Annotated in this window: 27 protein-coding genes; 22 read left to right on the top strand and 5 right to left on the bottom strand. The window is 32.8% G+C overall.

The window, feature by feature from the left end; all coding sequences use genetic code 11:
• Positions 1 to 47: 47 nt before the first annotated feature.
• Positions 48 to 764 (bottom strand): tRNA (5-methylaminomethyl-2-thiouridine)(34)-methyltransferase MnmD, encoded by a 717-nt coding sequence (gene mnmD / locus Q0616_RS03860; protein WP_286483609.1) that lies wholly within the window; start codon positions 762 to 764, stop codon positions 48 to 50.
• 80 nt (positions 765 to 844) lie between these two features.
• Between mnmD and Q0616_RS03855 the strand changes: the two genes are divergently transcribed.
• The 3 genes from Q0616_RS03855 to Q0616_RS03845 all read left to right on the top strand — a co-directional run bounded on the left by Q0616_RS03855 (position 845) and on the right by Q0616_RS03845 (position 3,518).
• Complete coding sequence (locus Q0616_RS03855; RefSeq protein WP_171621909.1) at positions 845 to 1,906, top strand: branched-chain amino acid aminotransferase; 1,062 nt, start codon at positions 845 to 847, stop codon at positions 1,904 to 1,906.
• A gap of 107 nt (positions 1,907 to 2,013) precedes the next feature.
• Entirely contained in the window at positions 2,014 to 3,036 is a 1,023-nt protein-coding gene (locus tag Q0616_RS03850) for a DUF4407 domain-containing protein (RefSeq protein ID WP_188319179.1), read from the top strand.
• Between the two features lie 53 nt (positions 3,037 to 3,089).
• Positions 3,090 to 3,518, top strand: coding sequence for a hypothetical protein (locus Q0616_RS03845; protein WP_298775250.1), 429 nt, complete (start codon positions 3,090 to 3,092; stop codon positions 3,516 to 3,518).
• Positions 3,519 to 3,555: 37 nt separating this feature from the next.
• Here Q0616_RS03845 and folP read toward each other — a convergent pair whose 3' ends face one another.
• Positions 3,556 to 4,380 (bottom strand): dihydropteroate synthase, encoded by an 825-nt coding sequence (folP, locus tag Q0616_RS03840; RefSeq protein WP_188319177.1) that lies wholly within the window; start codon positions 4,378 to 4,380, stop codon positions 3,556 to 3,558.
• A gap of 53 nt (positions 4,381 to 4,433) precedes the next feature.
• On the opposite strand from folP, the gene Q0616_RS03835 reads away from it, so the two are divergent.
• From Q0616_RS03835 to Q0616_RS03810, 6 genes are all read left to right on the top strand, one after another.
• On the top strand, positions 4,434 to 4,982 hold the full coding sequence (locus tag Q0616_RS03835) for a DUF1599 domain-containing protein (RefSeq protein WP_225539382.1): 549 nt from the start codon (positions 4,434 to 4,436) through the stop codon (positions 4,980 to 4,982).
• Positions 4,979 to 6,103: a BT_3928 family protein gene (locus Q0616_RS03830; RefSeq protein ID WP_298775244.1), complete on the top strand. Its 1,125-nt coding sequence runs from the start codon at positions 4,979 to 4,981 to the stop codon at positions 6,101 to 6,103. Before Q0616_RS03835 ends, Q0616_RS03830 begins: the two co-directional genes overlap by 4 nt.
• Positions 6,104 to 6,106: 3 nt before the next feature.
• On the top strand, positions 6,107 to 7,189 hold the full coding sequence (locus tag Q0616_RS03825) for an ABC transporter permease (RefSeq protein ID WP_171621914.1): 1,083 nt from the start codon (positions 6,107 to 6,109) through the stop codon (positions 7,187 to 7,189).
• Positions 7,190 to 7,260: 71 nt separating this feature from the next.
• A complete protein-coding gene (gene tpiA, locus Q0616_RS03820) occupies positions 7,261 to 8,019 on the top strand; it encodes a triose-phosphate isomerase (protein WP_171621915.1) in 759 nt (252 codons plus the stop codon).
• A 208-nt stretch (positions 8,020 to 8,227) separates the two neighbouring features.
• Complete coding sequence (locus Q0616_RS03815; RefSeq protein ID WP_171621916.1) at positions 8,228 to 8,878, top strand: N-acetylmuramoyl-L-alanine amidase; 651 nt, start codon at positions 8,228 to 8,230, stop codon at positions 8,876 to 8,878.
• A 149-nt stretch (positions 8,879 to 9,027) separates the two neighbouring features.
• Positions 9,028 to 9,942, top strand: coding sequence for a WYL domain-containing protein (locus Q0616_RS03810; RefSeq protein WP_171621917.1), 915 nt, complete (start codon positions 9,028 to 9,030; stop codon positions 9,940 to 9,942).
• A 39-nt stretch (positions 9,943 to 9,981) separates the two neighbouring features.
• Here Q0616_RS03810 and Q0616_RS03805 read toward each other — a convergent pair whose 3' ends face one another.
• Entirely contained in the window at positions 9,982 to 12,123 is a 2,142-nt protein-coding gene (locus Q0616_RS03805) for a type IA DNA topoisomerase (RefSeq protein WP_171621918.1), read from the bottom strand.
• A 324-nt stretch (positions 12,124 to 12,447) separates the two neighbouring features.
• On the opposite strand from Q0616_RS03805, the gene Q0616_RS03800 reads away from it, so the two are divergent.
• The 4 genes from Q0616_RS03800 to Q0616_RS03785 all read left to right on the top strand — a co-directional run bounded on the left by Q0616_RS03800 (position 12,448) and on the right by Q0616_RS03785 (position 15,479).
• Positions 12,448 to 13,260 carry a MotA/TolQ/ExbB proton channel family protein gene (locus Q0616_RS03800; protein WP_188319171.1) on the top strand — a complete coding sequence of 271 codons (813 nt, stop codon included), beginning with the start codon at positions 12,448 to 12,450 and terminating at the stop codon, positions 13,258 to 13,260.
• Between the two features lie 86 nt (positions 13,261 to 13,346).
• Positions 13,347 to 13,937, top strand: coding sequence for a biopolymer transporter ExbD (locus tag Q0616_RS03795; protein WP_171621920.1), 591 nt, complete (start codon positions 13,347 to 13,349; stop codon positions 13,935 to 13,937).
• Positions 13,938 to 13,956: 19 nt separating this feature from the next.
• On the top strand, positions 13,957 to 14,496 hold the full coding sequence (locus tag Q0616_RS03790) for a biopolymer transporter ExbD (RefSeq protein WP_298775234.1): 540 nt from the start codon (positions 13,957 to 13,959) through the stop codon (positions 14,494 to 14,496).
• 32 nt (positions 14,497 to 14,528) lie between these two features.
• Positions 14,529 to 15,479 carry a hypothetical protein gene (locus Q0616_RS03785; protein WP_225539387.1) on the top strand — a complete coding sequence of 317 codons (951 nt, stop codon included), beginning with the start codon at positions 14,529 to 14,531 and terminating at the stop codon, positions 15,477 to 15,479.
• Between the two features lie 252 nt (positions 15,480 to 15,731).
• Here the strand turns inward: Q0616_RS03785 and Q0616_RS03780 are convergent, their stop codons facing one another.
• Together Q0616_RS03780 and argB are read right to left on the bottom strand one after the other, a co-directional pair.
• A complete protein-coding gene (locus Q0616_RS03780) occupies positions 15,732 to 16,799 on the bottom strand; it encodes a M20 family metallo-hydrolase (protein ID WP_298775232.1) in 1,068 nt (355 codons plus the stop codon).
• A complete protein-coding gene (gene argB, locus Q0616_RS03775; RefSeq protein WP_171621924.1) occupies positions 16,793 to 17,560 on the bottom strand; it encodes an acetylglutamate kinase in 768 nt (255 codons plus the stop codon). Before argB ends, Q0616_RS03780 begins: the two co-directional genes overlap by 7 nt.
• Positions 17,561 to 17,811: 251 nt before the next feature.
• On the opposite strand from argB, the gene Q0616_RS03770 reads away from it, so the two are divergent.
• The 9 genes from Q0616_RS03770 to carB all read left to right on the top strand — a co-directional run.
• Entirely contained in the window at positions 17,812 to 18,390 is a 579-nt protein-coding gene (locus Q0616_RS03770; RefSeq protein ID WP_171621925.1) for a GNAT family N-acetyltransferase, read from the top strand.
• A gap of 70 nt (positions 18,391 to 18,460) precedes the next feature.
• Complete coding sequence (locus Q0616_RS03765; RefSeq protein ID WP_171621926.1) at positions 18,461 to 18,913, top strand: ArgR family transcriptional regulator; 453 nt, start codon at positions 18,461 to 18,463, stop codon at positions 18,911 to 18,913.
• Between the two features lie 7 nt (positions 18,914 to 18,920).
• A complete protein-coding gene (gene argG / locus Q0616_RS03760) occupies positions 18,921 to 20,102 on the top strand; it encodes an argininosuccinate synthase (RefSeq protein WP_225541122.1) in 1,182 nt (393 codons plus the stop codon).
• Between the two features lie 83 nt (positions 20,103 to 20,185).
• On the top strand, positions 20,186 to 21,172 hold the full coding sequence (gene argC / locus Q0616_RS03755) for an N-acetyl-gamma-glutamyl-phosphate reductase (RefSeq protein ID WP_171621928.1): 987 nt from the start codon (positions 20,186 to 20,188) through the stop codon (positions 21,170 to 21,172).
• A 34-nt stretch (positions 21,173 to 21,206) separates the two neighbouring features.
• On the top strand, positions 21,207 to 21,569 hold the full coding sequence (locus tag Q0616_RS03750; protein ID WP_171621929.1) for a four helix bundle protein: 363 nt from the start codon (positions 21,207 to 21,209) through the stop codon (positions 21,567 to 21,569).
• Positions 21,570 to 21,596: 27 nt separating this feature from the next.
• A complete protein-coding gene (locus tag Q0616_RS03745) occupies positions 21,597 to 22,733 on the top strand; it encodes an aminotransferase class III-fold pyridoxal phosphate-dependent enzyme (RefSeq protein WP_298775226.1) in 1,137 nt (378 codons plus the stop codon).
• Positions 22,726 to 23,811 (top strand): glutamine-hydrolyzing carbamoyl-phosphate synthase small subunit, encoded by a 1,086-nt coding sequence (gene carA / locus Q0616_RS03740; RefSeq protein WP_298775224.1) that lies wholly within the window; start codon positions 22,726 to 22,728, stop codon positions 23,809 to 23,811. Before Q0616_RS03745 ends, carA begins: the two co-directional genes overlap by 8 nt.
• A gap of 190 nt (positions 23,812 to 24,001) precedes the next feature.
• Complete coding sequence (locus Q0616_RS03735; protein WP_262903637.1) at positions 24,002 to 24,382, top strand: GxxExxY protein; 381 nt, start codon at positions 24,002 to 24,004, stop codon at positions 24,380 to 24,382.
• A gap of 78 nt (positions 24,383 to 24,460) precedes the next feature.
• The coding region (carB, locus tag Q0616_RS03730) for a carbamoyl-phosphate synthase large subunit (RefSeq protein WP_298775220.1) at positions 24,461 to 25,683 on the top strand (1,223 nt) is incomplete at its 3' end.

Here is a 25,683-nt window from a genome sequence, read left to right as displayed (position 1 = left end):
TTTTCCGATGCAAATTTACGATTTTTAAAATTAACTTGTCAATGAGATTATTTCGTAATTGAAAAGTTCTTTAGACCAACCATAATTTCCCGTTTTCCAGGAGGTCCTGGACGTTTTTGCACGATATAACCCAAATCTTTTAACCCTCTTTTAATACTCCCTTTTGCAGCATAAGTAGTGAAAATAGCAGAGTTTTTAGTGACAGAATCTACGATTTCTAATAATTCTTTTTCCCATAATTCGGGTTGAACACGCGAACCAAAAGCATCGAAATAAACTAAATCGACGTTTTTTTCTTGAATATTTTTGAGATTGAAAAAATCTTCTTCCACTTTTTTGAATTCAAAATAAGGTGAAATCTTGTGCCATTTTTCCCAATTAGAATCAAATAATAGCTGATAATATTCTAAAAACTCTGTTTTACGATCTTCTAATTCAGGATAAAGTTTAAACACATTTTCAAAATAATTAACCAACTCAAATTCCTCCTTAGAAACCGGAAACTTTTCGATTCCAACATATTGCACAGAAATTTTATTTTTCTCTGCTTCTATTAAAGTGATAAACGAATTTAATCCCGTTCCTAATCCAATTTCTAAAATTTTAATAAAATCTTTTGTTTCTTTAAAATGATGTAATCCATTTTGAATAAATACATGAAAAGCCTCTTGTACAGCGCCATGTTTGGAATGATAAGATTCATCCCAATCTTCAATATAGATGGTTTTTGAACCGTCTTCAGTTTCTTGAATAATTCTTTTCATCGTCGAAAGTTATGATATTTATTATGAAAAAGTGCAAATAAAATGTACCTTTGATAAGCACAAACAAAATATATCGTAAAATGATTATAGAAAAAATTGCTGAATCTAAATTCAATGATTCAGTTTTCGACTCTACTGTTTTTGGTAAAGAGTTTACAGACCATATGTTAATCGCGCACTACAAAGATGGTAAGTGGGATGAGCCTAAAATTGTACCTTATGGTCCAATTTCGATGACTCCAGCAGCGATGTCTTTCCATTATGGACAAACAATTTTTGAAGGAATGAAAGCTTACAAGAATGATGAAGAAGAAGTGTTTATCTTCCGTCCTGAGAAAAATTTTGAGCGTTTTAATCTTTCTGCTGCTCGTCTTAATATGCCTCAAATTCCAAAAGAAATTTTTATTGATGGTTTAAAAACTATTATTGATTTAGATCGTCAATGGGTACCAAAAGATTACGGAACGTCTTTATACATTCGTCCTGTAATGTTTGCGACAGAAGAAGCGGTTTCTGCAAGAGCATCTAATGAATTCATCTTTGCTATTTTATTGGCTTATGCTCCTAATTATTACGACAAACCTTTATCAGTTAAAATTGCTGATTACTACAGCCGTTCTGCCCAAGGAGGTGTTGGTTTTGCAAAATGTGGTGGAAATTATGCGGGATCTTTCTTCCCAACTTCAGAAGCACAAAAAGATGGATATGATCAGGTAATTTGGACAGATTCTATCGAGCATAAATACATCGAAGAAGCAGGAACAATGAATGTAATGGTACGTATCGGAAACAAAATTTTAACTGCGCCAACTTCAGAGCGTATTTTGAATGGTGTAACGCGTGATTCAGTTTTGACGTTAGCTAAAGATAATGGATATGAAGTTGAAGTACGCCCTGTCGAAGTACAAGAGTTATATGATGCATACAAATCCGGAGAATTAAAAGAAGTATTTGGTTGTGGAACTGCTGTTGTTATTACGCAGTATGATGCAGTAGGATTTGGAGAAGAGCGTGCGCAATTACCTACTTTAGCGGAAGAAGATTCTTTTGCTTTACAATTGAAAAAGAAATTAAAAGATATTCAGTACGGATTAGCGAATGATCCTTACGGATGGAGAATTAAAATAGAAAAACAAGCTTAATTTATTTTTAAGTAATTTTTTTTAAAAATTTAAGCTGACAATTTGATTGTCAGCTTTTTTTGGCACGATATTTAATATTATGTTATACAAAGTACTATATTTGTAAAATGAATGGACTACAAAAATTTTTAATCATCTGTTCGGGGAGTAGCTTTGAACTCTTGAAAAAAACACCTACTGATATAAACAAACATATAGGTATCGGGGGTGTCATCTTATTTACGGGGATTTTGGCTGCTTTGTCAGCGGGTTATGCCTTAAATACAGTTTTTGATAATATATATGCAGCAACTGGATTTGGATTATTGTGGGGATTGATGATTTTTAATCTTGACCGTTATATTGTAACCTCGATGAAGAAATCAGGGAGCCTTTTCCGTCAGTTTTTTATTGCTTTACCACGTATTTTGGTTGCCATTTTGTTAGGTATTGTCATTTCGAAACCGTTAGAATTAAAAATCTTCGAGAAAGAAATTAACAAGCAATTAAATGTTATTGTCAATCGAAATAAAGCTGAATTACAAAAAGGAATTGATGCACGTTATGCAGAATTAGGAACTCCTTTTTTGAATGAAAGAAAAGAAATTTACGCTCAAATTGATCAATTAAGAGCTGAATATAATACAGCTTCTACAGAATTGGAAAAAGAAGTTGTAGGAACACAAACAGAAACAACAACAGGTCGTGAAGGTTATGGGCCAAATGCCAAACGAAAGGCAGAATTGAAAAAACAAAAAGCTGCCGAAATCGAAACCTATATTCAACAATCTTCGCCTCGTTTAGCAGAGATTAACAAAGAATTAGATCGATTGAATGTTGCAAAAGAGAAAGAAATTGATGCGGCTAAACCAACGGAAGAAAATTACAACGGATTTGCAGCTCGTATGCAGGCTTTAGATGAATTATCTACAACAAACGCTATTTTAGGAACTGCCGCTATTTTTATAGCTCTTGTTTTTATTTCATTAGAAACAGCTCCTGTTTTAGTGAAATTAATCGCACCAAAAGGTCCATATGACTTTTTATTAGAAAAACACGAATACAGTTTTAAGATTTTTAGTCAAGAATCCATTCAGATTATGGATATCAAATCTGAAAAACGATTAAAACACGAATTAGAAAAAGTATAAAATCAAAAAAAGTAACTTCCATTTGAAGTTACTTTTTTAATTTTGCATGATATATGGAAAGTTATAAAATAGAAATTTACGGAGAAGACGAAAACCAAATTCAACGAATGGAAGAGGTAATCGCTCCTATAAAAGATATACAAGATTATTTTTGGAAATTACTTTGGATTGATGGCGAAAGTGAGACGGATGAATATTCTGTTTTCGAATTGCAAGAAGTGATCGATCAACAAGAAGGGATTTTTGTAGAATATGACCAATTAGAAAGTTTGTGTTACAAAATGGAACATGTAACGGAAGCCTTGATTATTGGTGATCGAAAAGAAAATAATTTACATGTAAATATTGAGGACGAAAATTTATACGACAACGAAGTTGTATTTGAATTTGTGAAAGATTCGCATTGGCAAATTTTGACTTCTGATATCAATGTGGTTGATACGTACAAGGTTTTCTTTCCGAATAGTAAAGTTATAGATTAAAAATAAAAGCCACTTTAAAAAGTGGCTTTGTTATTTATTATTGATTTAATTTTTGAAATATTTGTAAGGTTTCTTTTGCTTCTTTCACATCATGCACACGCAAAATTTTTGCACCTTTTTGTAAAGCAACCATATTCAAAATAGAAGTTCCGTTGAGCGCTTCTTGAGGAGTTGAGTTGAACAAATTATAAATCATCGATTTTCTTGAAATACCAACTAATAAAGGAAATTCGCCGAATCCCAACGTTTCTATTTTACTGAATAATTCGTAATTATGATTCAATGTTTTGGCAAATCCAAACCCAGGATCCAAAATAATATCATTCACTTTTGCAGCTTTTAATTGCGCGATTTTCTGTGAAAAATATTCGTTAACTTCAAGTGTGATGTCGTTGTATTCTGGATTTTTTTGCATTGTTTGTGGCGTTCCTTTCATGTGCATCAAAATGTATGGTACATTTAATTCCTTGATGGCATCAAACATATTTTCGTCCAATTCCCATCCCGAAACATCATTGATAATTGAAGCGCCAGCTTTTACAGCTACGCGCGCCACATTTCCACGAAATGTATCAATCGAAACAATGAGTTCAGGATATTCTTCAATAATTTTTTCGATAATAGGTGCAGTTCTATCTATTTCCTCTTGCTCCGAAATATTTTCAGCTCCAGGTTTTGTCGAATATCCACCAATGTCTATTATATCGGCACCTTCGGACAAATGTTTCTCAACTTTTTCTAAAATTAAATCGATCGAATGATGACGCCCTCCATCATAAAAAGAATTTGGCGTTGTATTCAAAATTCCCATAATTTTTGGCTCGTTGAAATCAATCAAACGACCATTACAATTAATTGTCATATCTTAGAAGTTCTTTAAGCAATTTCAATTATTTTTGAAATCGAAACGAAATTATGAAAAATACCTCAATTCAATTTAAAGAAATCATCTCAGTTTGTCGAGATTTATATACGAAGAAATTACAAGATTATGGTCCAGCTTGGCGTGTGCTGCGTTTGCCGTCGTTAACAGATCAAATTTTTATCAAAATAAATCGTATCCGTACGCTACAAGAAGCAACAGAACGTTTGGTAGATGAAGACGAAGAAGGTGAGTTTATTGCAATCGTCAATTATTCGATTATGGCATTGATTCAGTTAGAGCTTGGATTTGCAGATCAACCTGATTTAACAGATGAACAAGCAATTGATTTGTACGATAAATATGCGATTATTGCGCACGATTTGATGATGAAAAAAAATCATGATTATGGTGAAGCTTGGCGAGATATGCGTGTAAGTTCGATAACGGATTTAATTTATCAGAAAGTCCTACGCACAAAAAGTATCGAAGATAATAAAGGAAAAACGATTGTTTCAGAAGGTTTAGATGCAAATTATTTGGATATGATTAATTATTCGATTTTCGCAATGATTTTAATTAACGAAAATAAAACGTCATGAAATATCTTGTTCAATTTGCACGAATTATAGTTGGTGTCATTTTTATTATTTCTGGATTTGTAAAAAATGTAGATCCAATCGGATTAAGTTTCAAATTAGAAGAATATTTTTCGCCTACCGTTCTTAATATTCCTTTTTTAGAAAGTTTGAGTTTGCCTTTGGCAACATTTTTCTCAATTTTTGAAATTGTTTTAGGTGTATTGTTATTGCTTGGTGTTTGGAAAAGATTTACAACGATTTCTTTATTATTGACGATAATTTTCTTTACATTTTTAACATTTTATTCGGCTTATTTCAATAAAGTAACCGATTGTGGATGTTTTGGTGATGCTTTAAAATTAGAACCTTGGACATCGTTTTATAAAGACGTTGTGTTATTGGTATTGATTATTATTTTGGTTGTCGGACAACAATATATCAAGCCGTTATTTGTTGAAAAAGCGAATTATGCAATCAATTTTATGACGATTTTAGCTTCTGCAATTATCGCTTATATTGGAATTAATCATTTGCCAATAATTGATTTTAGACCTTATGCAGTTGGAAAAGACTTGATTGAAGGAATGAAATCTCCACAAGAATTGGGATTGAAACCAACAACGTACAAAACGATTTACACGATGAAAAACAGTGTTGATGGTAAAGTAGTCGAAATTGATGATGCGCAATATATTGCTGATGACAAATGGTACAAACACGGAACGCCTTGGATAATTGAAGCGGATAAAACACGAACTATTGTCGAGAAAAAAGGATACGAACCTCCAATTCACGATTTTAGTTTTGATTGTAATGGCATTGATAAAACTTCTGAGATTCTAAATGCACCGAAAGTGATTGTTTTTGTTGTTCCTTTTGTTGAAAAGGTAAATGAGAAGCAAATTGAAAAATTGAATATTTTAGGAAAAGAAGCTTCTAAATATAAAGGATATAGAGTTGTTACGGTTTCAAATAATCCGATTAAAGGTTTGGAACTTGAAAATTGTTTTATGGATCAAACAACAATGAAAACAATTATTCGCTCTAATCCAGGTGTAATGATTTTAGAAAAAGGAACGGTGAAAGCGAAATATCATGACAATGATTTTCCTTCGCTTAATCAATTAGAAGATTTATTTTAACAAGTGATTAATTATATTTTAAATAAAATTTTCTACGGATTTTTGACACTTTTCGGAGTTGTTACCGTTGTTTTTTTAATGTTTTCAGTACTTCCTGGGGATCCTGCTCGTATGATGCTTGATCAAAAAGAAGATCCAGAGCAATTGGCTCAAATTCGTAAGAATTTAGGTTTAGATCAACCTTTATGGAAACAATATGCGTTTTATTTGAATGATCTTTCGCCGGTTTCGTTTCACAATATTGATGAAACGAATACAACCTACACATCGTTAAGTTCAGATAAATACAAGTACACCAAATTAGTTGATTTTGGAACAAATGAAATGGTGTTGAAAGCGCCCTATTTGCGAGAATCTTTCCAAAAACAAGGAAAGAATGTCAGTACAATTATTGGAGAAACGCTGCCTAATACAATGGTTTTGGCTATTGCTGCTATTATTATTGCAACTATAATTGGTGTTGCGTTGGGAATTGTTTCTGCTTTAATGAAAGATACGTGGCTTGATCGCATGTTATTGGTCATTACAAGTTTTGGTATGAGTATTCCTTCGTTCTTTTCGGCGATTATAATTGCATACATTTTTGCATTTTTGATGCACGATATTACGGGTCTTAATATGATTGGTAGTTTATATGAGGTAGATGATTTGGGAGAAGGGAAACATTTGATGTTGAAAAATTTAATTCTTCCTGCCATTACATTAGGATCGCGACCATTAGCAGTTTTTACACAATTAACACGAAATTCGTTGTTAGAAGTTCTGAATCAAGATTATATTCGAACAGCTTTTGCAAAAGGTTTGTCCCGTAAAACAGTGATTACAAAACATGCTTTACGCAATGCATTAAATCCAGTGATTACAGCTATTTCTGGTTGGTTTGCATCGATGTTGGCAGGTTCGGTTTTCGTAGAATTTGTTTTTGGATGGAATGGATTAGGAAAGGAAATTGTAAATGCTTTGAATACATTAGACTTACCAATTGTTATGGGAGCTGTTTTAGTGATTGCAGTCATGTTCATTGTGATTAATATTTTGGTTGATATTCTTTATGGAATTCTTGATCCACGCGTTCGCATAAAATAAATCAGGTAGAATATCACGAGAAATAATTATCTTGCAGTAAATATTAAAACCAATATAAAATACACTTTTTTATGCGTGATAGAATAGTAGCAGGAAACTGGAAAATGAACTTAAACTATGAAGAAGCAATTCATTTAGCAACAAATCTGAATGCTTGGGTGGCAGACAATCAGCCAATAGCTCAAGTGATTATTGCGCCTTCTTCTATTTATTTACAAACTTTATTAGAAGCTATAGACGAACAATATGTTAAGGTTTCTTCTCAAGATATTTCAGCTCACGATAAAGGAGCTTATACAGGTGATATTTCAGCAGAACAATTGGATAGTATTGGGTTAGACTTTGCTATTATTGGACATTCTGAACGTAGAGAATATCAAGGAGAAACAGATGAGGTTATTGCTGCAAAATTGAAACAAGCATTCAACTATCAAATTAATCCAATCCTTTGTGTTGGCGAAAAGTTAGAAGAACGCGAAGCGGATAAACATTTTGATGTAGTAAAATCACAAATCATGAATGCTTTAACTTCACAAAACCATGATGATCTTTCTCGTTTGATTATTGCATACGAACCAGTATGGGCAATTGGAACAGGTAAAACAGCTACACCAGAGCAGGCACAAGAAATTCATGCATTTATTCGAAAAGTGTTGAATGATGAGTTCGGAGTAGAAGTGGCAAATGATACAAGTATTTTATACGGAGGAAGTGTGAATGCACAGAATGCAAACGAAATTTTTGCTCAACCAGATATTGATGGTGGTCTCGTAGGAGGTGCTTCACTAAAATTTGACGACTTTGTGCAGATAATAGCTGCATGTAAATAATATAAAGAAACTCAATCGCAAGATTGAGTTTTTTGTTTTCCTTCAATTCCTTTATTTATGTAGGGTTCAAATTTACGTTAAACCTATCTTTAAGAAAAATATAACATTTCTTAGGATTAATTAAGATTTTTCGGAACAATCTCTGCAAAATTGTAACACGTACTAACTATTAAAAAAAAGTATCATTTTTAAGCAAAACACATTTATTATGAAAAAATTGACGCAAATATTAGGAGTTGTAGCAATAGGGTTAGTTTCTTTCTCTTTCACAACGAAAAATGAAGTTCCAGTCTCAACTTCATATACAATTAACCAAGATGCACCAAAGGTTGTTATTTTGGATATTGTAGATAATATCGCAGCAGAATCTGGAGCAAATATTGCCACAGAACTTAAGTCTAAAATAGAAACTTTAAATAAAGAAAATGTAAATGTTCTTCTTTGGAAAGATTTAACGAAAGGACTGCAAGAAGAAGAGAAAAGAGCAATTATTGATAGTTTAAAACCTGAATTGATCATGACATTAAGTTTTGATAAATCTGATGATAATACAAACAAGGTTGCAGCTGTAGTGTCTAAACAGAATGTTGCTTTTGAAGATACATTCAAAGTAGCAAAAGAATTGGCAGAAAACTTAAATTCAACAACAGTTAAAAATGATGGTGTATATCAAAATGATTCAAATTATATACAAGATAATTTAGCGCCTTCAATCTTTTTAAGTTTAAAAGTGAAAAACGAACCAACTTCAAATACAGAAATTATCGACAAAATTTCTAATTTTATTGAAACTGCTGAAGTAAATCAACCTACTGTAGTAGTGGATGAAGTGGCTGAAGTTGATACAGCAATTCAATAAATAAAGCTGTAAGATAAAAACATAAAAATCCGTTTTTTCGTATCATTCATTTTTAGGAATGAATAAAAAGTAACATTTTGTAAGGAAATGTTACTTTTTTTTGTTTTTAGTTGTAGAACACTTAAGTTTGTTCAAACACTTACAATACAATGTCAAAACAAGGTTATATCGCGCGTTACTTTAATATTGTTCGTAAACTTTCGCAACAAAAATACTGTTCTTACGAAGATTTAGAACGTTTTTTGGAACGAGAATTTGAAATGTTACAACTACAAGATGATACATTAGAATTTAACTTTTCTAAACGAACATTGCAACGTGATATTCGAGAAATTCGTAATATCTTGGGAATTGACATTATGTATAGTCGAAGTCAGCGTGGATATTATATTTTTCAAGATGATTATAGTTCTGATCTATTTCTGAAAACATTAGAAGAAATCAACAGTTTTTCTGCCTTGAAATTGACCAATTCGCTCGAATCTATCGTGTATTTGGAAAAAAGAAAACCCAAACGTGCTGAATTTTTGCCTGATATTGTACAAGCTATTCAACAAAAAAAGAAAATTGAATTTCATTATCAAAAATTTGGTGAAGAAAAAGAAACGATTCGAAAAGTTTCACCAATTGCCATTAGAGAGCACAATAATCGTTGGTATTTGATTGCAGATGATAAGGGAATTGTGAAAAATTTTGGTTTGGAACGAATGAATAAAGTTTCAATTTTAAATGATAAAATAGACAATAATATTGAATTTAATTACATAGATAAGTATAAATATTCATTCGGAATAATTGTTCCAAGTTCTGAAAAACCAGAAAAAATTGTGCTTTCTGTAACAAAAAAACAAGCAGCTTATTTAGAATCTTTGCCTTTGCACGAATCGCAACAAATTTTAGAAACTAAAAATGATGAGGTTTTAATTGGTTTAGAATTATTTTTAACCGAAGATTTTATCAGCGAAATTCTTTCGATGAGCCGTTCTGTAACCATTATCGAACCTAAAAAACTGAAAGAAAAAGTAAAAACAATTTTGAAGGAAACATTGGAGAAATATAAATAGAATGAATTTCTAATAGTTGTCTTTCGAAATTTGTTTATTTTACATCTGTTCAAACTCTAAATCGAAATACATTCCCAAAATAGCTTTCCCAGCAATTTTTTCTCCATTTTCAGGATTGATTAATCCCGTCATTTTTCCCGTTTTCTGCTTCGTAACTAAATCTAAAATTTGTTTGTTAGTTAATTTTTTACCCATAAACTCGAACGGAACTTTGAAACCACATTCTCTGAAATTAGAACAACCATAAGCGGCTTTTCCTTTTACTAATTTATGTGTTTTACATTTCGGACAAGTAGCATCTTCCAGATTAATTTCTTCTTTTGGTTTACGCTCTTTTTTGGGTTTATCTTCTATTTGAGCAGAATTTTGGTGCGACGAAATTGGTCTGAAATAACTGTTTTTTACCTCAAATGTTAATTTTGAAACCATTTCAATTAATTCTTGTTTGAATTGTTCCAATTCATATTCACCTTTTTCAATTAAACGAAGTTTTCGTTCCCAAACTCCTGTCAATTCTGGAGATTTTAATAATTCATCTTGAATCGTATCTATCAAATCAATTCCCGTTTGTGTTGCCACAATGTTTCGTTTTTTCTTTTCGATATATTTTCTTCGGAACAATGTTTCGATAATATTAGCACGCGTAGATGGACGGCCAATGCCGTTTTCTTTCATCAGTTCTCGCATTTCTTCATCGTCCACTTGACGACCTGCAGTTTCCATTCCACGCAATAAAGTTGCTTCTGTATAATTTTTTGGAGGAGTTGTTTTTCCTTTGTGGATATAAGGTTCGTGAGGTCCTTTTTCACCAATTTCGAAAATTGGCATTATTTTTTCTTCGTCTTTTTCGTCCTCCTTTTTATCTTTTACATATACTTCGCGCCATCCCATTTCGAGAATTTGCTTTCCAGTTGCTTTAAAATTAATTGCAGAAAGTTGACCATCTTTACCAATATTTTCTACTTTTCCTTCTACCGTTGTGTTGGCAACTTTACATTCAGGATAAAAAACTGCGATAAAACGTCGAGCAACCAAATCATAAATACGCTTTTCTTCGTTTGATAAACCTTGAGGAAAGATTTCTGTCGGAATAATAGCGTGGTGATCGGTTACTTTTGTGTTATCAAAAACAGTTTTTGACATCGGAATTGGTTGCGTCATTAATGGTGCAACTAAATTTTGATAGGCTGTAAGTTTAGTTAGAATTCCTGGAACTTTTGGATAAATATCTTCGGATAAATACGTTGTATCAACACGAGGATATGTAACAAACTTTTTCTCGTAAAGACTTTGGATATATTTCAATGTATTTTCTGCAGAGAATGCATATTTCTTATTGGCTTCTACTTGTAAAGCAGTCAAATCAAATAATCGTGGATTTTTTTCGCGACCTTCTTTTATTTCAAAATCAATAATTTCAAACTCTTTGTCTTTAATAAAATCTAAACCTTGTTTGGCTTTTTCTTCAGATTTTAAACGAGGAATTGTTGCATTAAACTCAACTTCTTTAAATACTGTTTTCAGTTCCCAATATTCTTCTATAACAAAAGCGTTGATTTCTTTTTGTCGTTGCACAATCATAGCAAGAGTTGGCGTTTGCACACGTCCAATAGATAGAACAGTTTTGGGTGGAGCAAATTTTTTGGTGAATAAACGAGTTGCATTCATTCCTAAAAGCCAATCACCAATTGCACGCGCTTGTCCAGCAGAAAATAAATTGAAATATTTTTCTCCATCTTTCAAATTCTCGAAACCTTCTTTTATAGCTTCTTCTGTCAAAGATGAAATCCAAAGGCGCTTCATTGGAGCTTTCGCTTTGGCTTTCAATAAAACCCATCGTTGTATCAATTCTCCTTCTTGACCAGCATCACCACAGTTTATAATCTCTTCAACTTGACTAGCTGTTACAAGTCTTTTGATAATATTAAATTGTTTCGAAACTCCTTTGTCAGCGATTAATTTTATTCCAAAACTTGACGGAATCATAGGTAAATAATTCAGATCCCAACTTTTCCATTCGGGAGTATAATCTTGCGGTTCCTTTAATGTACATAGGTGACCAAAAGTCCAAGTAACTTGAAATCCGTTTCCTTCATAGTATCCATCATGCTTCTGATTAGCACCAATTACTTTGGCGATATCTTTAGCAACACTTGGTTTTTCGGCAATACAAACTTTCATAGCAATTATAATATTGAAGTGCAAAAGTCAAAATAATAATTTAATTCTTAAAAAAAAATATAAATATGTATAAATATTGAATAAATTTGCGATAGGTTAATTTTTGTGAAGATTGAATATTTTTCAAAATTTATAAAGTTGTGAGGTTTTATTAGAACTGATGAGATAAAAAATAAATTATCATTTCGGTGAAAAATACTATTGATTTCAAATAAATTCGAAATTTAACGTCATAACAACATAAAAAATTTAGAAGATTTAAAAAATTTTCACTTAATTTACACCCACATTAATAAAAATCATAATATTTAAAAGAATTAGTAAATGGAAAAGAATGTAACAGTACCAGCTAAAACTAAAAAGGGAGGTCTTAACCCTGTGATTACTATGATCATTTTAATTGCTATCGCAATGGGGATCTTTTATGGTGTTTTTGGTCAACCAGGTAACTTTGAAGGAGGAGATACAGAAAGAGGAAATCCTTTAAACTTTTTAGGAATTATTTTTAAAGGAGGGGTAATTATTCCATTCTTAATCTCGTTTTTCTTTATGGTATTGGTATTCTCTATCGACCGTGTTATCGCTTTAAACAAAGCAAAAGGAACAGGATCTGCTGAGAAATTTGTAAACGACATTCGTGCTTTATTAAACAAAAATGAAATTAACAAAGCAATCGAATTATGTGACAAACAAAAAGGTGCCGTAGGAAACGTAGTGAAAGAAGGTTTGACAACTTACAAAGCGTTAGAAAACGACACAACTTTAAACAAAGAGCAAAAATTAGCTCAATTAGGTAAAACGTTAGAAGAAGCGACTACATTAGAAATGCCAACGTTAGAGAAAAACATGACAATTATTTCTACAATTGCTTCTGTTGGTACGTTAATTGCCTTAATGGGTACTGTAATCGGGATGATTAAAGCATTCTTCGCATTAGGTGAAGGAGGAGGATCTCCAGATGCTGCACAATTATCAGTAGGTATTGCTGAGGCCTTAATTAATACAGGTATGGGGATTGGTGCTTCTGCATTCGCTATTATTATGTATGCTTTCTTAACTTCTAAAATTGATGATTTAACATTCAAAATTGACGAAGTAGGAATGAGTATTCAACAATCTTTCTCTGCTCACAATTAATATTCATTGACGAAGCCTTAGAAGGATAGTATAAGGAAAAATCAAACAACAAACAATTTAGAATATTAATTAATAATACAGAGAAAATGGCAAGAGTAAAACCAAAAAGAAGAGGTCCTTCGATGGACTTAACAGCTATGTCTGACATGGCTTGGCTTTTGTTAACTTTCTTTATTTTGACATCTAACTTTAGAGAACCTGAAGTTGTTCCTGTCGTAACACCGACATCTGTTTCGAACCAAAAAATGGCTACAGAAAACATGATGATCATTAAAATTGATGATAAAGGAAAATTCTTATTCGGATTAGAAGAAAAAGATCGTATTCCTACATTAGAAAGAATGGGTGATAAGTACGGAGTGAAGTTTACAGATGCTGAAAAGAATGCATTCAAAAGCATAGTAGAGTTTGGTGTACCAATGAATGAAATGAGAAATTATTTGAATCAGCCTGCTGATAAACAACAATCATATCATCCAGGTATTCCATTAGATACGATACCGAATAAAAATCAAGAATTGATTGATTGGGTATTTGAAGCAAAAGAAGTGAACCCTGATATTTTCTTAGCAATTAAAGGTGATCAAAAATCTGAATACAAACAATTCAAAACTTTGATCCAACAATTACAAGAAAAGAATATGAATAAGTTCCAGTTAATTACATCTCAAGAATAATTAAAAGAAATTTAACCCAATGGCGCAAATACAAACAGATAATGGCGGCAACGGAAAAAAAGTCCGTTCCAAAAAGAATTCGACTGCGGTCGATATGGCTCCGTTAGTAGATTTAGGTTTCTTATTAATTACTTTCTTTATGTTTGCAGCGACTTCGATCAAACCAAACGTAATGAACTTGAATATGCCTCCAAAAATTGAAGATAAAACTAAGAAAGATGTTCAAGATGATATCAATATTAAAAATTCGATTACTATTTTAGTAGCGAAGGATAATAAATTATTTTGGTATCAACAAGAGGCTGGGAAATTAAATGCTGGTAACTTAAATGAAACTGATTACTCTGCAGAAGGAATTCGTAATGTAATTACAACTGCTGCATCAAGAGCAAGTGATAAAGAGAAGTTTACTGTAATTATCAAACCAATGGATGATGCATCTTATGATAATTTAGTAACAGTGTTAGACGAAATGGAGATTACGAAATCTACACGATACGGTATCGTTCAGATTACACCTGAAGAACAAAAGGTGTACGATGAAAAAGTAGGTAAATAATTAGTTTATTTGTTAAATTTAAAAGAATTAAAATGTCAGAAAATAACAACAAACTAAAATCCTTAGACGAGATTGTATTTGAAGGTAGAAACAAAGCATATGGTGCCTATGACATGAGAATGTCTGAAAAAAGCACTCTATTAAAAGCTTTCATTCGTGGATTTATAGTAATTGTAATCATTTCTTTTGCTGTAATTGCTTCTGCAACTGGAATGTTCAAAAGCAAACAAACAGAAGAAGTAGTCGTAGACGTTCAGCTTGAGGATTTAAATATACCTGAACCTCCAAAAGAGGAAGAAGTGGTAGAACCAGAACCAGAGCCAGAACCAGAACAACAAGAAAATCATTATCAAGAGGAGACGGCACAAGAGAAATTCGTAATGCCAGAACCAAAAGAACAACCTAAAAAAGAGGAAACGATTCCTCCTAAAGAAGAGTTGGTAGGTAAAGATTTATCTTTTGAAAAACGTGAAGGAAAAGAATCTTCTGGTCAAACTGGAGGAGGTCCTGTGAATCTAAATAAAGAAGCACCGAAGAATACAATTCAAGCGCCAAAAACAGAGGATAAAGGTGATAAACCAGCTCCTCCTGCAACAGTATCAGCTCGTACAGCTGCTGTTATGGCTATTTATCCAGGTTGTGAGAAAGATGCTGCAAAAGGTAAACAAGCTGCTACAGACTGTTTATCTAAAAAGCTATCGGCTGATTTACAAGATGAGTTACAAGATTTTGCTAATGATCAAGCAGGACAAGGTACAGGTGTAGTTTCGGCTAAACTGAACTTCCAAATTGATACAGAAGGTAGAATTGTTGGAATCTCTCCAATGGGTGATGCAAAGTTAGGGCCTGAAGCTAAAAAAGCTTTAGAACGTATTACACAGCGTCAACAAAGAAGAGGAAAAACGATCAAACCAGCGCAAACTGAAGATGGTCGTGCTGCGAAGTTGAACTTCAACATCCCAGTAAAAATGTTAATTGAGTAATACTTAATCGTACATTACATATAAAAAAGAGGCTAAAATCATTTAGCCTCTTTTTTTTGTATTTATATTTTTCTAATCTTATAGCTTTGTTCTTAAACAAAATCTGCGCAGGTTTGACCCAAGACTTGCGCAGGTTTTACTCAAAAGCAGCGCAGGTTTTTTATCGAACCCTATATTTAATAAATCAAAAAGCATCTTCAAGACGATTGAAGATGCTTTTTAACGTGTTATGACGTACTTTTCTTTTCTAAATTAAAAGGAAAAATCTTTTAATAAATTAGTGTATCGTTCAATTCCATGTTCTATTTCTGATAGATAAATGTATTCGTCAGGAGTGTGCGAACGAGCCGAATCTCCAGGTCCCATTTTCACTGTTTCAAAATTCATCATGGCTTGATCCGACATTGTTGGAGAGCCGTAAGTGGTACAACCTAACTCGATGCCTTTTTGCACGATCGGGTGATGTTCAGAAATACGCGAAGAGTTTAATCGTAACGAACGAGCTTTTACTATTGCTTTTGGCAAACAATTGGAAATAATATCAACGACTTCTTGGTTAGAATACAATTCGTTTACTCGGCAATCTACAACCAAACGACATTCATCAGGTACAACATTATGCTGTTTTCCTGCTTCGATTTGTGTAACCGTCATCTTTACAGGTCCCAACATATCAGACACCCTTTCGAATTGATAAGACTTGAACCAATCCATCACCTCAATTGCTTCGTAAATGGCATTCACACCTTCGTTTCGGGCAGCATGTCCAGTTTTTCCTTTTACAATTACGTCCATTACAACCAATCCACGTTCAGCAATTGCCATGTCCATTTGCGTTGGTTCTCCTACAATTCCCAAATCTATTTTTGGTAAATTAGGTAAAATACTTGCAACATTTAGTTGTCCAGAACTTTCTTCTTCGGCTGTTATAGCCACAATTAGGTTATAAGGTAGATCCTCGTTTAGAAAATTGATATAAGTTGCCAATAAGCTTACTGCAGATGCACCTGCATCATTACTCCCTAAACCAACTAATTTATCTCCTTCGATTGTCGCTTTCAAAGGATCATATGTCCAAGATGAACCAAATTTAACGGTGTCGTGATGAGAGTTTAATAAAATTGTTTTTTTGTTTTTGTCAAAATTTGGATGAATACTCCAAACATTATTATCTTGACGATGAGCCGTAGCACCATGATCAGTTAAAAACTTAAAAATAATGTCGGCTGTTTTGTCTTCTTCACTTGAAAAAGATTGAGTTTCGATTAATTGACATAATAAATCGACAGCTTTCTTTTTGAGAATAGCTAATTCTAACATAAAATTGTTTTAATCTCTGAGTTAATGTTGCGCGCATGTACTAAACATACATTTTTTACACCCGCATTGATTACTTTGAATGAATTGTCTAATTTCGGAATCATACCTTCGAAAATTACACCTTCTTCTTTTAATTGCAAATATAAAGTTTCGTTAATAGTTGGTATCAAAGTTGAGTCATCATTTACATCGCGAAGTACACCTATTTTATCGAAACAAAAATTAAGCTCAACTTCGTTTTCTTTCGACATCGCTACTGCAATTGTAGAAGCAATTGTATCTGCATTTGTGTTTAATAATTGTCCATTTCCGTCATGCGTAATAGCACAAACAACAGGCGTAATGTTGTTGTCGATTAACAATTGAAACAATTCTTTATTGATACTATTATCATTCAAATCACCTACAAAACCATAATCAATAGTTTTTACAGGACGTTTAGTTCCTTTAATTGCATTTCCATCTGCACCAGATAAACCTAAAGCATTACAGCCAAATGCTTGCAATTTAGAAACAATGGTTTTGTTCAAGTTTCCTGCATATAAACCTGTCACAACATCCAAGGTAGGTTTGTCTGTAATACGTCGTCCTTCAATCATTTTAGGCTCGATACCTAATTGATTTAACATTTTTGAAGCGCCTTTTCCACCTCCATGTACCAAAATTTTTGGTTCTTTGATTTCCGAAAACGTTTGTAAGAATTGTTCTAATTCTTGCTCATTGTCGATAATTCCGCCTCCTATTTTTATAATTTTCAACATTTTAATAAATATGTAAATTTTGTTTGCTTTTTTTTGGTGTTACAAAAATATAATATTTAACTTTGCATCTCAGTATAATAACTGAATATCTTATTGATTAATGGAAGAAATTACTGAAATTATTCTTCTCAATTATGAGAGAAGCTTTCTGATAGAAAGCAAGCCAATTGGTTCTCATATTTTACTTAAGTGTGATGACAACTGGTCATCTTTTCTCGATTTTTTATCATTAATCAACTTTCCCTTAAATTATGTATGTTAGAATAGCAAATGCAGACGATGCCAAGTACACAGAATTGTTGTGCGAATGGTACGAAGAATCAGCTCGTATGAGAAAAACGGGTATTGCTAAACGAAATCCAGTTTATTTGGAGCGCAAAATGCGCAACGGAAATGCTGTGATCGCTTTTGATGATAATGATCAAATCGCGGGGTTTAGCTACATTGAAACTTACGAAGAAGAAAAATTCGTTGTAAACTCAGGTTTAATTGTACGTACAGATTTAAGGAGTTCAGGAATTGGGCGCGAAATAAAACATGCAGTTTTTGAATTGTCTCGTACAAAATTCCCAAAATCAAAAATCTTTAGTATTACAACTTCTTTAGCTGTAATGCGTATGAACACAAAATTAGGATACAAGCCAGTAACTTTTTCGGAATTAACACAATCGGATGAATTTTGGAATGGATGTAAAAGTTGTAAAAACTATCACATCTTAATGGATAATGATCGCGAGCGCTGTATTTGTACAGGATTGGTTTATGATAACCTTGATGACAAATATGCTCAGCAAGCAAAACAAAATGCGGATAAAAAAGAAGATGAATAAATATACGGACTAAGGTTTTTTTTTGTCTAAAATGAGTATATTTGCATAAAATTTCGAATAAATATTCAAAATGAGTAATAAAAAATACAGATTCCAGATTATAAAAGATTTAATAACAGATCAAGAAATCAGTAATCAAGACGAATTATTAAAAAAATTAATCGATTTAGATATCTCAGTTACTCAAGCAACTTTATCCAGAGATTTGCGCGAATTGAAAGTTTCAAAAGTTCCTAATAGTTCGGGACAATACATTTATCGCCTTACAGAAAGTGTTGCTCCAACAGCAACGGTTACACATAACGAAAAAACAAGTTTGATTTTCTCTAACAATTTAGGGGTTATTAAAACAAAGCCAGGTTATGCAAACAGAATTGCTTTTGAGATAGATAACACACATTTCAATACAATAATTGGAACAATTGCTGGAGACGATACGGTGTTGATCGTATTGAAAGAAGAGAGTAGCCGAGAAGAGGTTACCAATGAATTAAGAAGAATTATTCCCAATATAAACAAATAAACAAACAATGAGCAACAAAGCAGTTTTAGCTTACAGTGGAGGTCTAGATACATCGTACTGTTTGGTTAACTTAACAAAAGATCAAGGAATGGAAGTGCACACCGTAATTGTAAATACTGGTGGGTTTTCTGAAGAAGAGTTAAAAGAAATCGAAACTCGTGCCTACGAATTAGGTTCATCTAAACACGTAACAATTGATATTACAGATAAGTATTACAACGATTGTGTCCGTTTTTTAATTTATGGAAATGTATTAAAAAATAACACATATCCTTTATCTGTGAGCGCAGAACGTATGTTCCAATCAATTGCTATTGCTCAGTATGCAAAAGATGTAGAAGCAGAATACATTGTACATGGCTCTACAGGAGCAGGAAATGATCAAATTCGTTTTGATGTGGCTTTTGCAGTTATTTCACCTCAATCAAAAATTATCACACCTATTCGCGACGAAAAATTATCTCGTCAACAAGAAGTAGAATATTTACAAGCAAATGGTGTAAATTATAGTTGGGAACAAGCAAAATACTCTATTAACAGAGGAATTTGGGGAACATCTGTTGGTGGTGTAGAAACATTAACATCTAACCAAGCATTACCAGAAGAAGCTTATCCAACTCAATTATCAAGAACAGAACCATCTGTAATTGAAATTGAATTCGAAAAAGGGATTCCAACTGCTTTAGATGGAAAAAAATTATCTCCAGTTGCTTTGATCCAACAATTAAACGAAATCGGTGGGGAATATGCTATCGGTAGAGATATCCATGTCGGAGATACAATTTTAGGAATTAAAGGACGTGTAGGTTTCGAAGCTCCAGCTGCTTATCTATTGATCAAAGCTCATCATTTATTAGAAAAACATACCTTAACAAGATGGCAATTGTTGCACAAAGATTCTTTATCTAACTGGTACGGAACTTTATTGCACGAAGCACAATATTTAGATCCTGTAATGCGTGACATCGAAGCATTCTTAGAATCTTCACAAGAAAAAGTTACAGGTAAAGTAAAAGTTCAATTAAATCCTTACCATTTCTCAATGATTGGTATCGAGTCTCCTTATGATATGATGCAATCTAAAGTTGCTGTTTATGGTGAAGAAAACGATGCTTGGGATTCGAGAGATGCAAGAGGTTTCATCAAAATATTCGGTAATCAATTAAAGATTGTTCATAGTTTCGATTAATTGATTCGTTAAAGTGGGTTCATTAAATTGAATCCACTTTATTTCAATATTAAATTACAATAAACACGCGCAAAAAATATCAAATGTCAAACAAAATTAACGTAAGCATTGTAGGAGGTGCTGGATACACTGCAGGCGAATTGCTAAGAATATTAATTCATCATCCGATGGTTACTATTTCGTCTGTGTACAGCACATCAAATGCAGGCAACCCCGTTACCAAAGTGCACGACGATTTGTTTGGAGAAACTGACATCGTATTTTCGGATAAAATAGACGAAAATGCTGATGTCGTTTTTTTATGCCTGGGTCACGGAAAATCAGCAGAGTTTTTAAAGAATAATACCTATTCAGCTCAAACAAAAATTATTGATTTGAGTAATGATTTTCGATTAAATGCGAACCATATTTTCGAAGATAGGACGTTTGTTTACGGTTTACCAGAATTGGACCGCGAAGCAATCAAAACTGCTCAAAACATAGCAAATCCTGGTTGTTTTGCAACAGCTATTCAATTAGCATTATTGCCTTTGGCTGCAAAAAATGAAATCAAAAATGATATTCACATTAATGCGGTAACAGGATCTACAGGAGCTGGGCAAAGTTTGTCGGCTTCGACGCATTTTAGCTGGCGAAATAATAATGTTTCTTTTTACAAAGAGTTTACACATCAACACGAAGGAGAAATTTATCAAACATTGAATCAATTAGAAAAAGATTTCAATAACAAAGTTTATTTCTTACCAATGCGAGGTGATTTTGCGCGCGGAATTTTAGCTGGTGTTTATCTTAAATCTGATTTGTCAGAAGAAGAAGCAAAAAATATTTTTAACGAATATTACAAAAACGAACCTTTTACGTTTGTTTCTAACGCGCCAATTGCATTGAAACAAGTCGTAAATACCAACAAATGTTTTTTACATATCCAGAAACAAGACGATGTATTATTGATAACTTCTATTATCGATAACCTTACAAAAGGTGCTTCTGGACAAGCTGTAGAAAATATGAACTTGATGTTCGGTTGGGAAGAAAATTTAGGACTTAATCTAAAAACGGTAGCGTTTTAAGACGCTTAAGGCTAAAAGTTTAACGGTAAATGATATGCAAGATTTTAGGAACATAAAAGTTTGGAACGAATTTCATCAACTTACTTTGAAAGTTTATGAGATAACTTCTGAATTTCCTAAATCCGAAATGTTTAATCTAACCTCTCAATTAAGAAGAGCTTGTGTATCTATCCCGAATAATATAGCAGAAGGTTGTGGTAGAAATTCGGATAAAGATTTTTTACGATTCCTTCATATCTCTTTAGGTTCTACAAATGAAACGCTTTATTTATTGATTCTATCAAAAGATTTGAAATTGATAACAGAAGAAATATTTAAAGAACTTGAAGATGAAGTTGAAAAAGTAAAAGCGATGTTATTAGCTTTTATTAAAACAATTAATAATCGTTTAGCGTAAACCGTTAAACGTAAAACTTAAACAAAAATGAAACTATTCGACGTATATCCATTAATGAATGTAACTCCGGTTAAAGCCAAAGATTGTATCCTTTGGGACGAAAACGGAAAAGAATATTTAGACTTATATGGTGGTCACGCAGTGATCTCTATTGGGCATGCACACCCGCATTATGTGCAAAAAATTACAGAACAAGTAAACAATATTGGATTTTACTCTAACTCAGTTCAAATTCCAATTCAAACAGAATTAGCAGAGAAATTAGGACGTTTATCAGGATATGAAGATTATACATTATTCTTATGTAATTCTGGAGCTGAAGCAAACGAAAATGCAGCTAAATTAGCTTCTTTTCATACAGGAAAAGATCGCATCATTGCGTTTAACGGTGCTTTTCATGGACGTACATCTGGATCTGTTGCTTTAACAGATAATCCAAAAATTGTAGCGCCTTTTAATGCGCATCACAAAGTTTCTTTTCTAGATTATAATATTGATGCTATTAAAGAGATTATTGCTGGAGGAGACGTTGCTGCTATTATTTACGAACCTATACAAGGAGTTGGTGGTATTGTTTTACCATCAGATGAATTCGTTCAAGAATTAAGAAATGTTTGTACAGAAAACGGCGTTATTTTGATCGCTGACGAAGTACAATGTGGATATGGACGTTCGGGGAAATTTTTCGCACATCAACATTCTGACATCAAAGCAGATTTGATCACAATGGCAAAAGGAATGGGGAATGGATTTCCAATCGGAGGAGTTTTAATTTCACCAGAATTCAAAGCGTCTTATGGTTTATTAGGAACAACTTTCGGAGGAAATCATTTAGCTTGTGCTGCTGCTGTTGCAGTATTAGATGTAATCGAACAAGAAAACTTAATTGACAATGCTAAAGAAATTGGAAATTATATCGGAATTCAATTAAACAAATTTCCAAAAATCAAAGAGGTTCGTGGTCGTGGCTCAATGATTGGAATCGAATTTGATTTTCCAATTGCAACGTTAAAAAATAACTTATTAACAAAACACAATATTTTTGTAGGTTATGCAGGTACAAATGTTATTCGTTTATTGCCTCCACTTACAATTACAACACAATACGTAGATAAATTCATATCAGCATTAGAAACTGAAATTAACATTATCATCAATGGATAAGACAGTAAAATTAGTATTCCAAGACGGATTAGAAATCGAAGGAAAATCTTTCGGTGCATATACTTCTGCCGCAGGAGAAGTAGTATTTAACACAGCTTTGGTTGGGTACAATGAAAGTTTAACTGACCCTTCATACAAAGGGCAGATTATGGTGATGACAGCTCCAATGATCGGAAATTATGGTGTTCCTGATGATAAAGCGATGATCGAATCAATCGAAACTTGGATGGAATCAAATAAAATTCAAGTTACTGGTTTAGTTGTTTCTTATTATGCAGATGATTATTCGCATTGGAACGCTATCCAAAAATTAGGCGCTTGGTTAGAAAGCCAAAATATCCCAGGTATTTACGGTGTTGATACACGTATGATTACAAAAAAATTACGTGATCAAGGTTCTACTTTAGGAAAGATTGTTGCAGATACAGATGTAGAATTTTACAATCCTGATTTAGATAATTTAGTGGATCAAGTATCATGTAAAGAAGTGATTCGTTACAACGAAGGAGCTGAAGTGAAAATTGTTTTAGTAGATTGTGGGGTGAAAAATAACATTATTCGTTGTTTTGTAGATCGTGGTGTTGAGGTTATTCGAGTACCTTGGGATTATGATTATTCAACATTAGAGTATGATGGTTTATTTATCTCAAATGGTCCTGGAGATCCATCGATGTGTGTTGCTACCATTAATCATATCAAAGAATCTTTGAAAGAAGATAAGCCAATTTTTGGAATTTGTTTAGGAAACCAATTGGTAAGTTTAGCTGCTGGTGCGTCTACTTTCAAATTAAAATATGGACACCGTTCGCATAATCAGCCGGTACAATTAGTTGGAACAAAAAGATGTTTTATTACATCTCAAAACCACGGTTTCGCAGTAGATGATTCGAAATTACCAGAAGGATTCAAAACATTCTTTACGAACTTAAATGATGGTACTTGTGAAGGAATTCGTCACGAATCAAAACCATTCTTCACCGTTCAATTCCACCCAGAAGCTATGGGAGGACCAGTCGATACAGAATATTTATTTGATGAATTTATTGAAGAAGTAAAAAAATATAAAAGTGTAAATTAATTTAGTTAATCAATTTATTTAACCGCAAAGAAGCTAAGATTACGCAGAGAACAAAGAGTAGAGATTAATAAAAATATAAGAGATTTTAATCACTTATTCTTTACGTAATATTTGAGTTCTCTGTCATAAAAATTGGTTAAATTAGATTGTAGATCAATAATAACAGAAGAAAACTTTGATATTCAAGAGTATGATCATAGAAAATGAAATAGCAACTAAAATCATAGGATGTGCAATCAATGTACATTCAGCTCTTGGACCAGGACTTTTAGAAAGTGCATATAAAGAGTGTCTTTATTATGAATTAAATCAAAATGGTCTGTATGTAGAAAAAGAAAAGCCAATGCCTTTGGTTTTTAAAGAAGTAAAGTTGAATTGTGGTTATAGAATTGATTTATTGGTTGAAAATAAAATTGTGATAGAAATAAAAGCGGTTGAGGGATTAAATAACGTTCATTTGGCGCAAACTCTAACCTATCTCAAATTGGGAAATTATAAATTAGGTTTGTTAATGAATTTTAATACTTTTCGTTTAAAAGACGGATTGAAAAGGGTAGTAAATCAACTTTAAACTTCAAATTCTTTGCGAAATCTTTGTGATCTCTGCGGTTAAGAATTAATTAGATTAAACAACAAAACAAAAAAAATAATGAAATCACATATAAAAAAAGTATTAGTATTAGGATCAGGAGCACTAAAAATTGGTCAAGCTGGAGAGTTTGATTATTCTGGTTCGCAAGCGTTAAAAGCGTTAAAAGAAGAAGGAATCAAAACAGTTTTAATTAATCCAAATATTGCAACTGTTCAAACTTCTGAAGGAATTGCAGACGAAGTTTACTTCTTACCTGTAACACCTTACTTTGTAGAAGAAGTAATTAAAAAAGAAAAACCAGACGGAGTTTTAGTTGCCTTTGGAGGACAAACAGCTTTAAACTGTGCGGTTGAATTAAATAAAGAAAATATTTTCGAAAAATACGGTGTTGAAGTTTTAGGAACACAAATTCCTGTGATTGAAGCAACGGAAGACCGTGATATTTTTATCGAAAAATTAGACCAAATTGGCGTTTTAACTGCTCGTTCGGAAGCTGTTGAGACAATAGAAGATGCGATGGCAGCGGGTAAACGTATCGGTTTTCCATTAATCATTCGTGCAGCATACGCTTTAGGTGGTTTAGGTTCTGGTTTCGCAAACAATGAAGAAGAATTATTAGAATTAGTTGATAAAGCATTCAATTATTCTTCTCAAGTTTTAGTGGAAGAATCTTTAAAAGGATGGAAAGAAATTGAGTACGAAGTTGTACGTGATGCGTATGATAACTGTATTACGGTTTGTAATATGGAAAACTTTGACCCGATTGGAGTTCATACAGGTGAATCGATTGTTATCGCTCCATCTCAAACATTAACAAATTCAGAATACCATAAATTACGTGAAGTTGCCATTCGTACTATTCGCCACCTTGGTGTAGTTGGAGAATGTAACATTCAATATGCTTTCGATCCTGTTTCGGAAGAATACCGTGTAATTGAAGTGAATGCTCGTTTATCTCGATCTTCTGCTTTAGCTTCTAAAGCAACTGGATATCCTTTGGCTTTCGTTGCAGCAAAATTAGCATTAGGTTACTCATTAGATGAATTAAAAAATAGCGTAACGCAAACTACATCTGCGATGTTCGAACCGGCATTAGATTATTGTGTAGTGAAATTACCTCGTTGGGATTTAAATAAATTCTACGGTGTTCGTCGTAACATTGGTTCTGCAATGAAATCGGTTGGTGAAGTAATGGCAATCGGACGTTCTTTCGAAGAAGCAATTCAGAAAGGAGTTCGTATGTTAGACATCGGACACAGAGGATTTGTCGCAAATTCATT

This window comes from uncultured Empedobacter sp. (assembly GCF_937930195.1).
In the GTDB taxonomy this organism is placed as follows: Bacteria; Bacteroidota; Bacteroidia; order Flavobacteriales; family Weeksellaceae; genus Empedobacter; species Empedobacter stercoris.
Note: the sequence above shows the minus strand (reverse complement) of the source record. Positions and strands in the feature narration are given on the sequence as shown.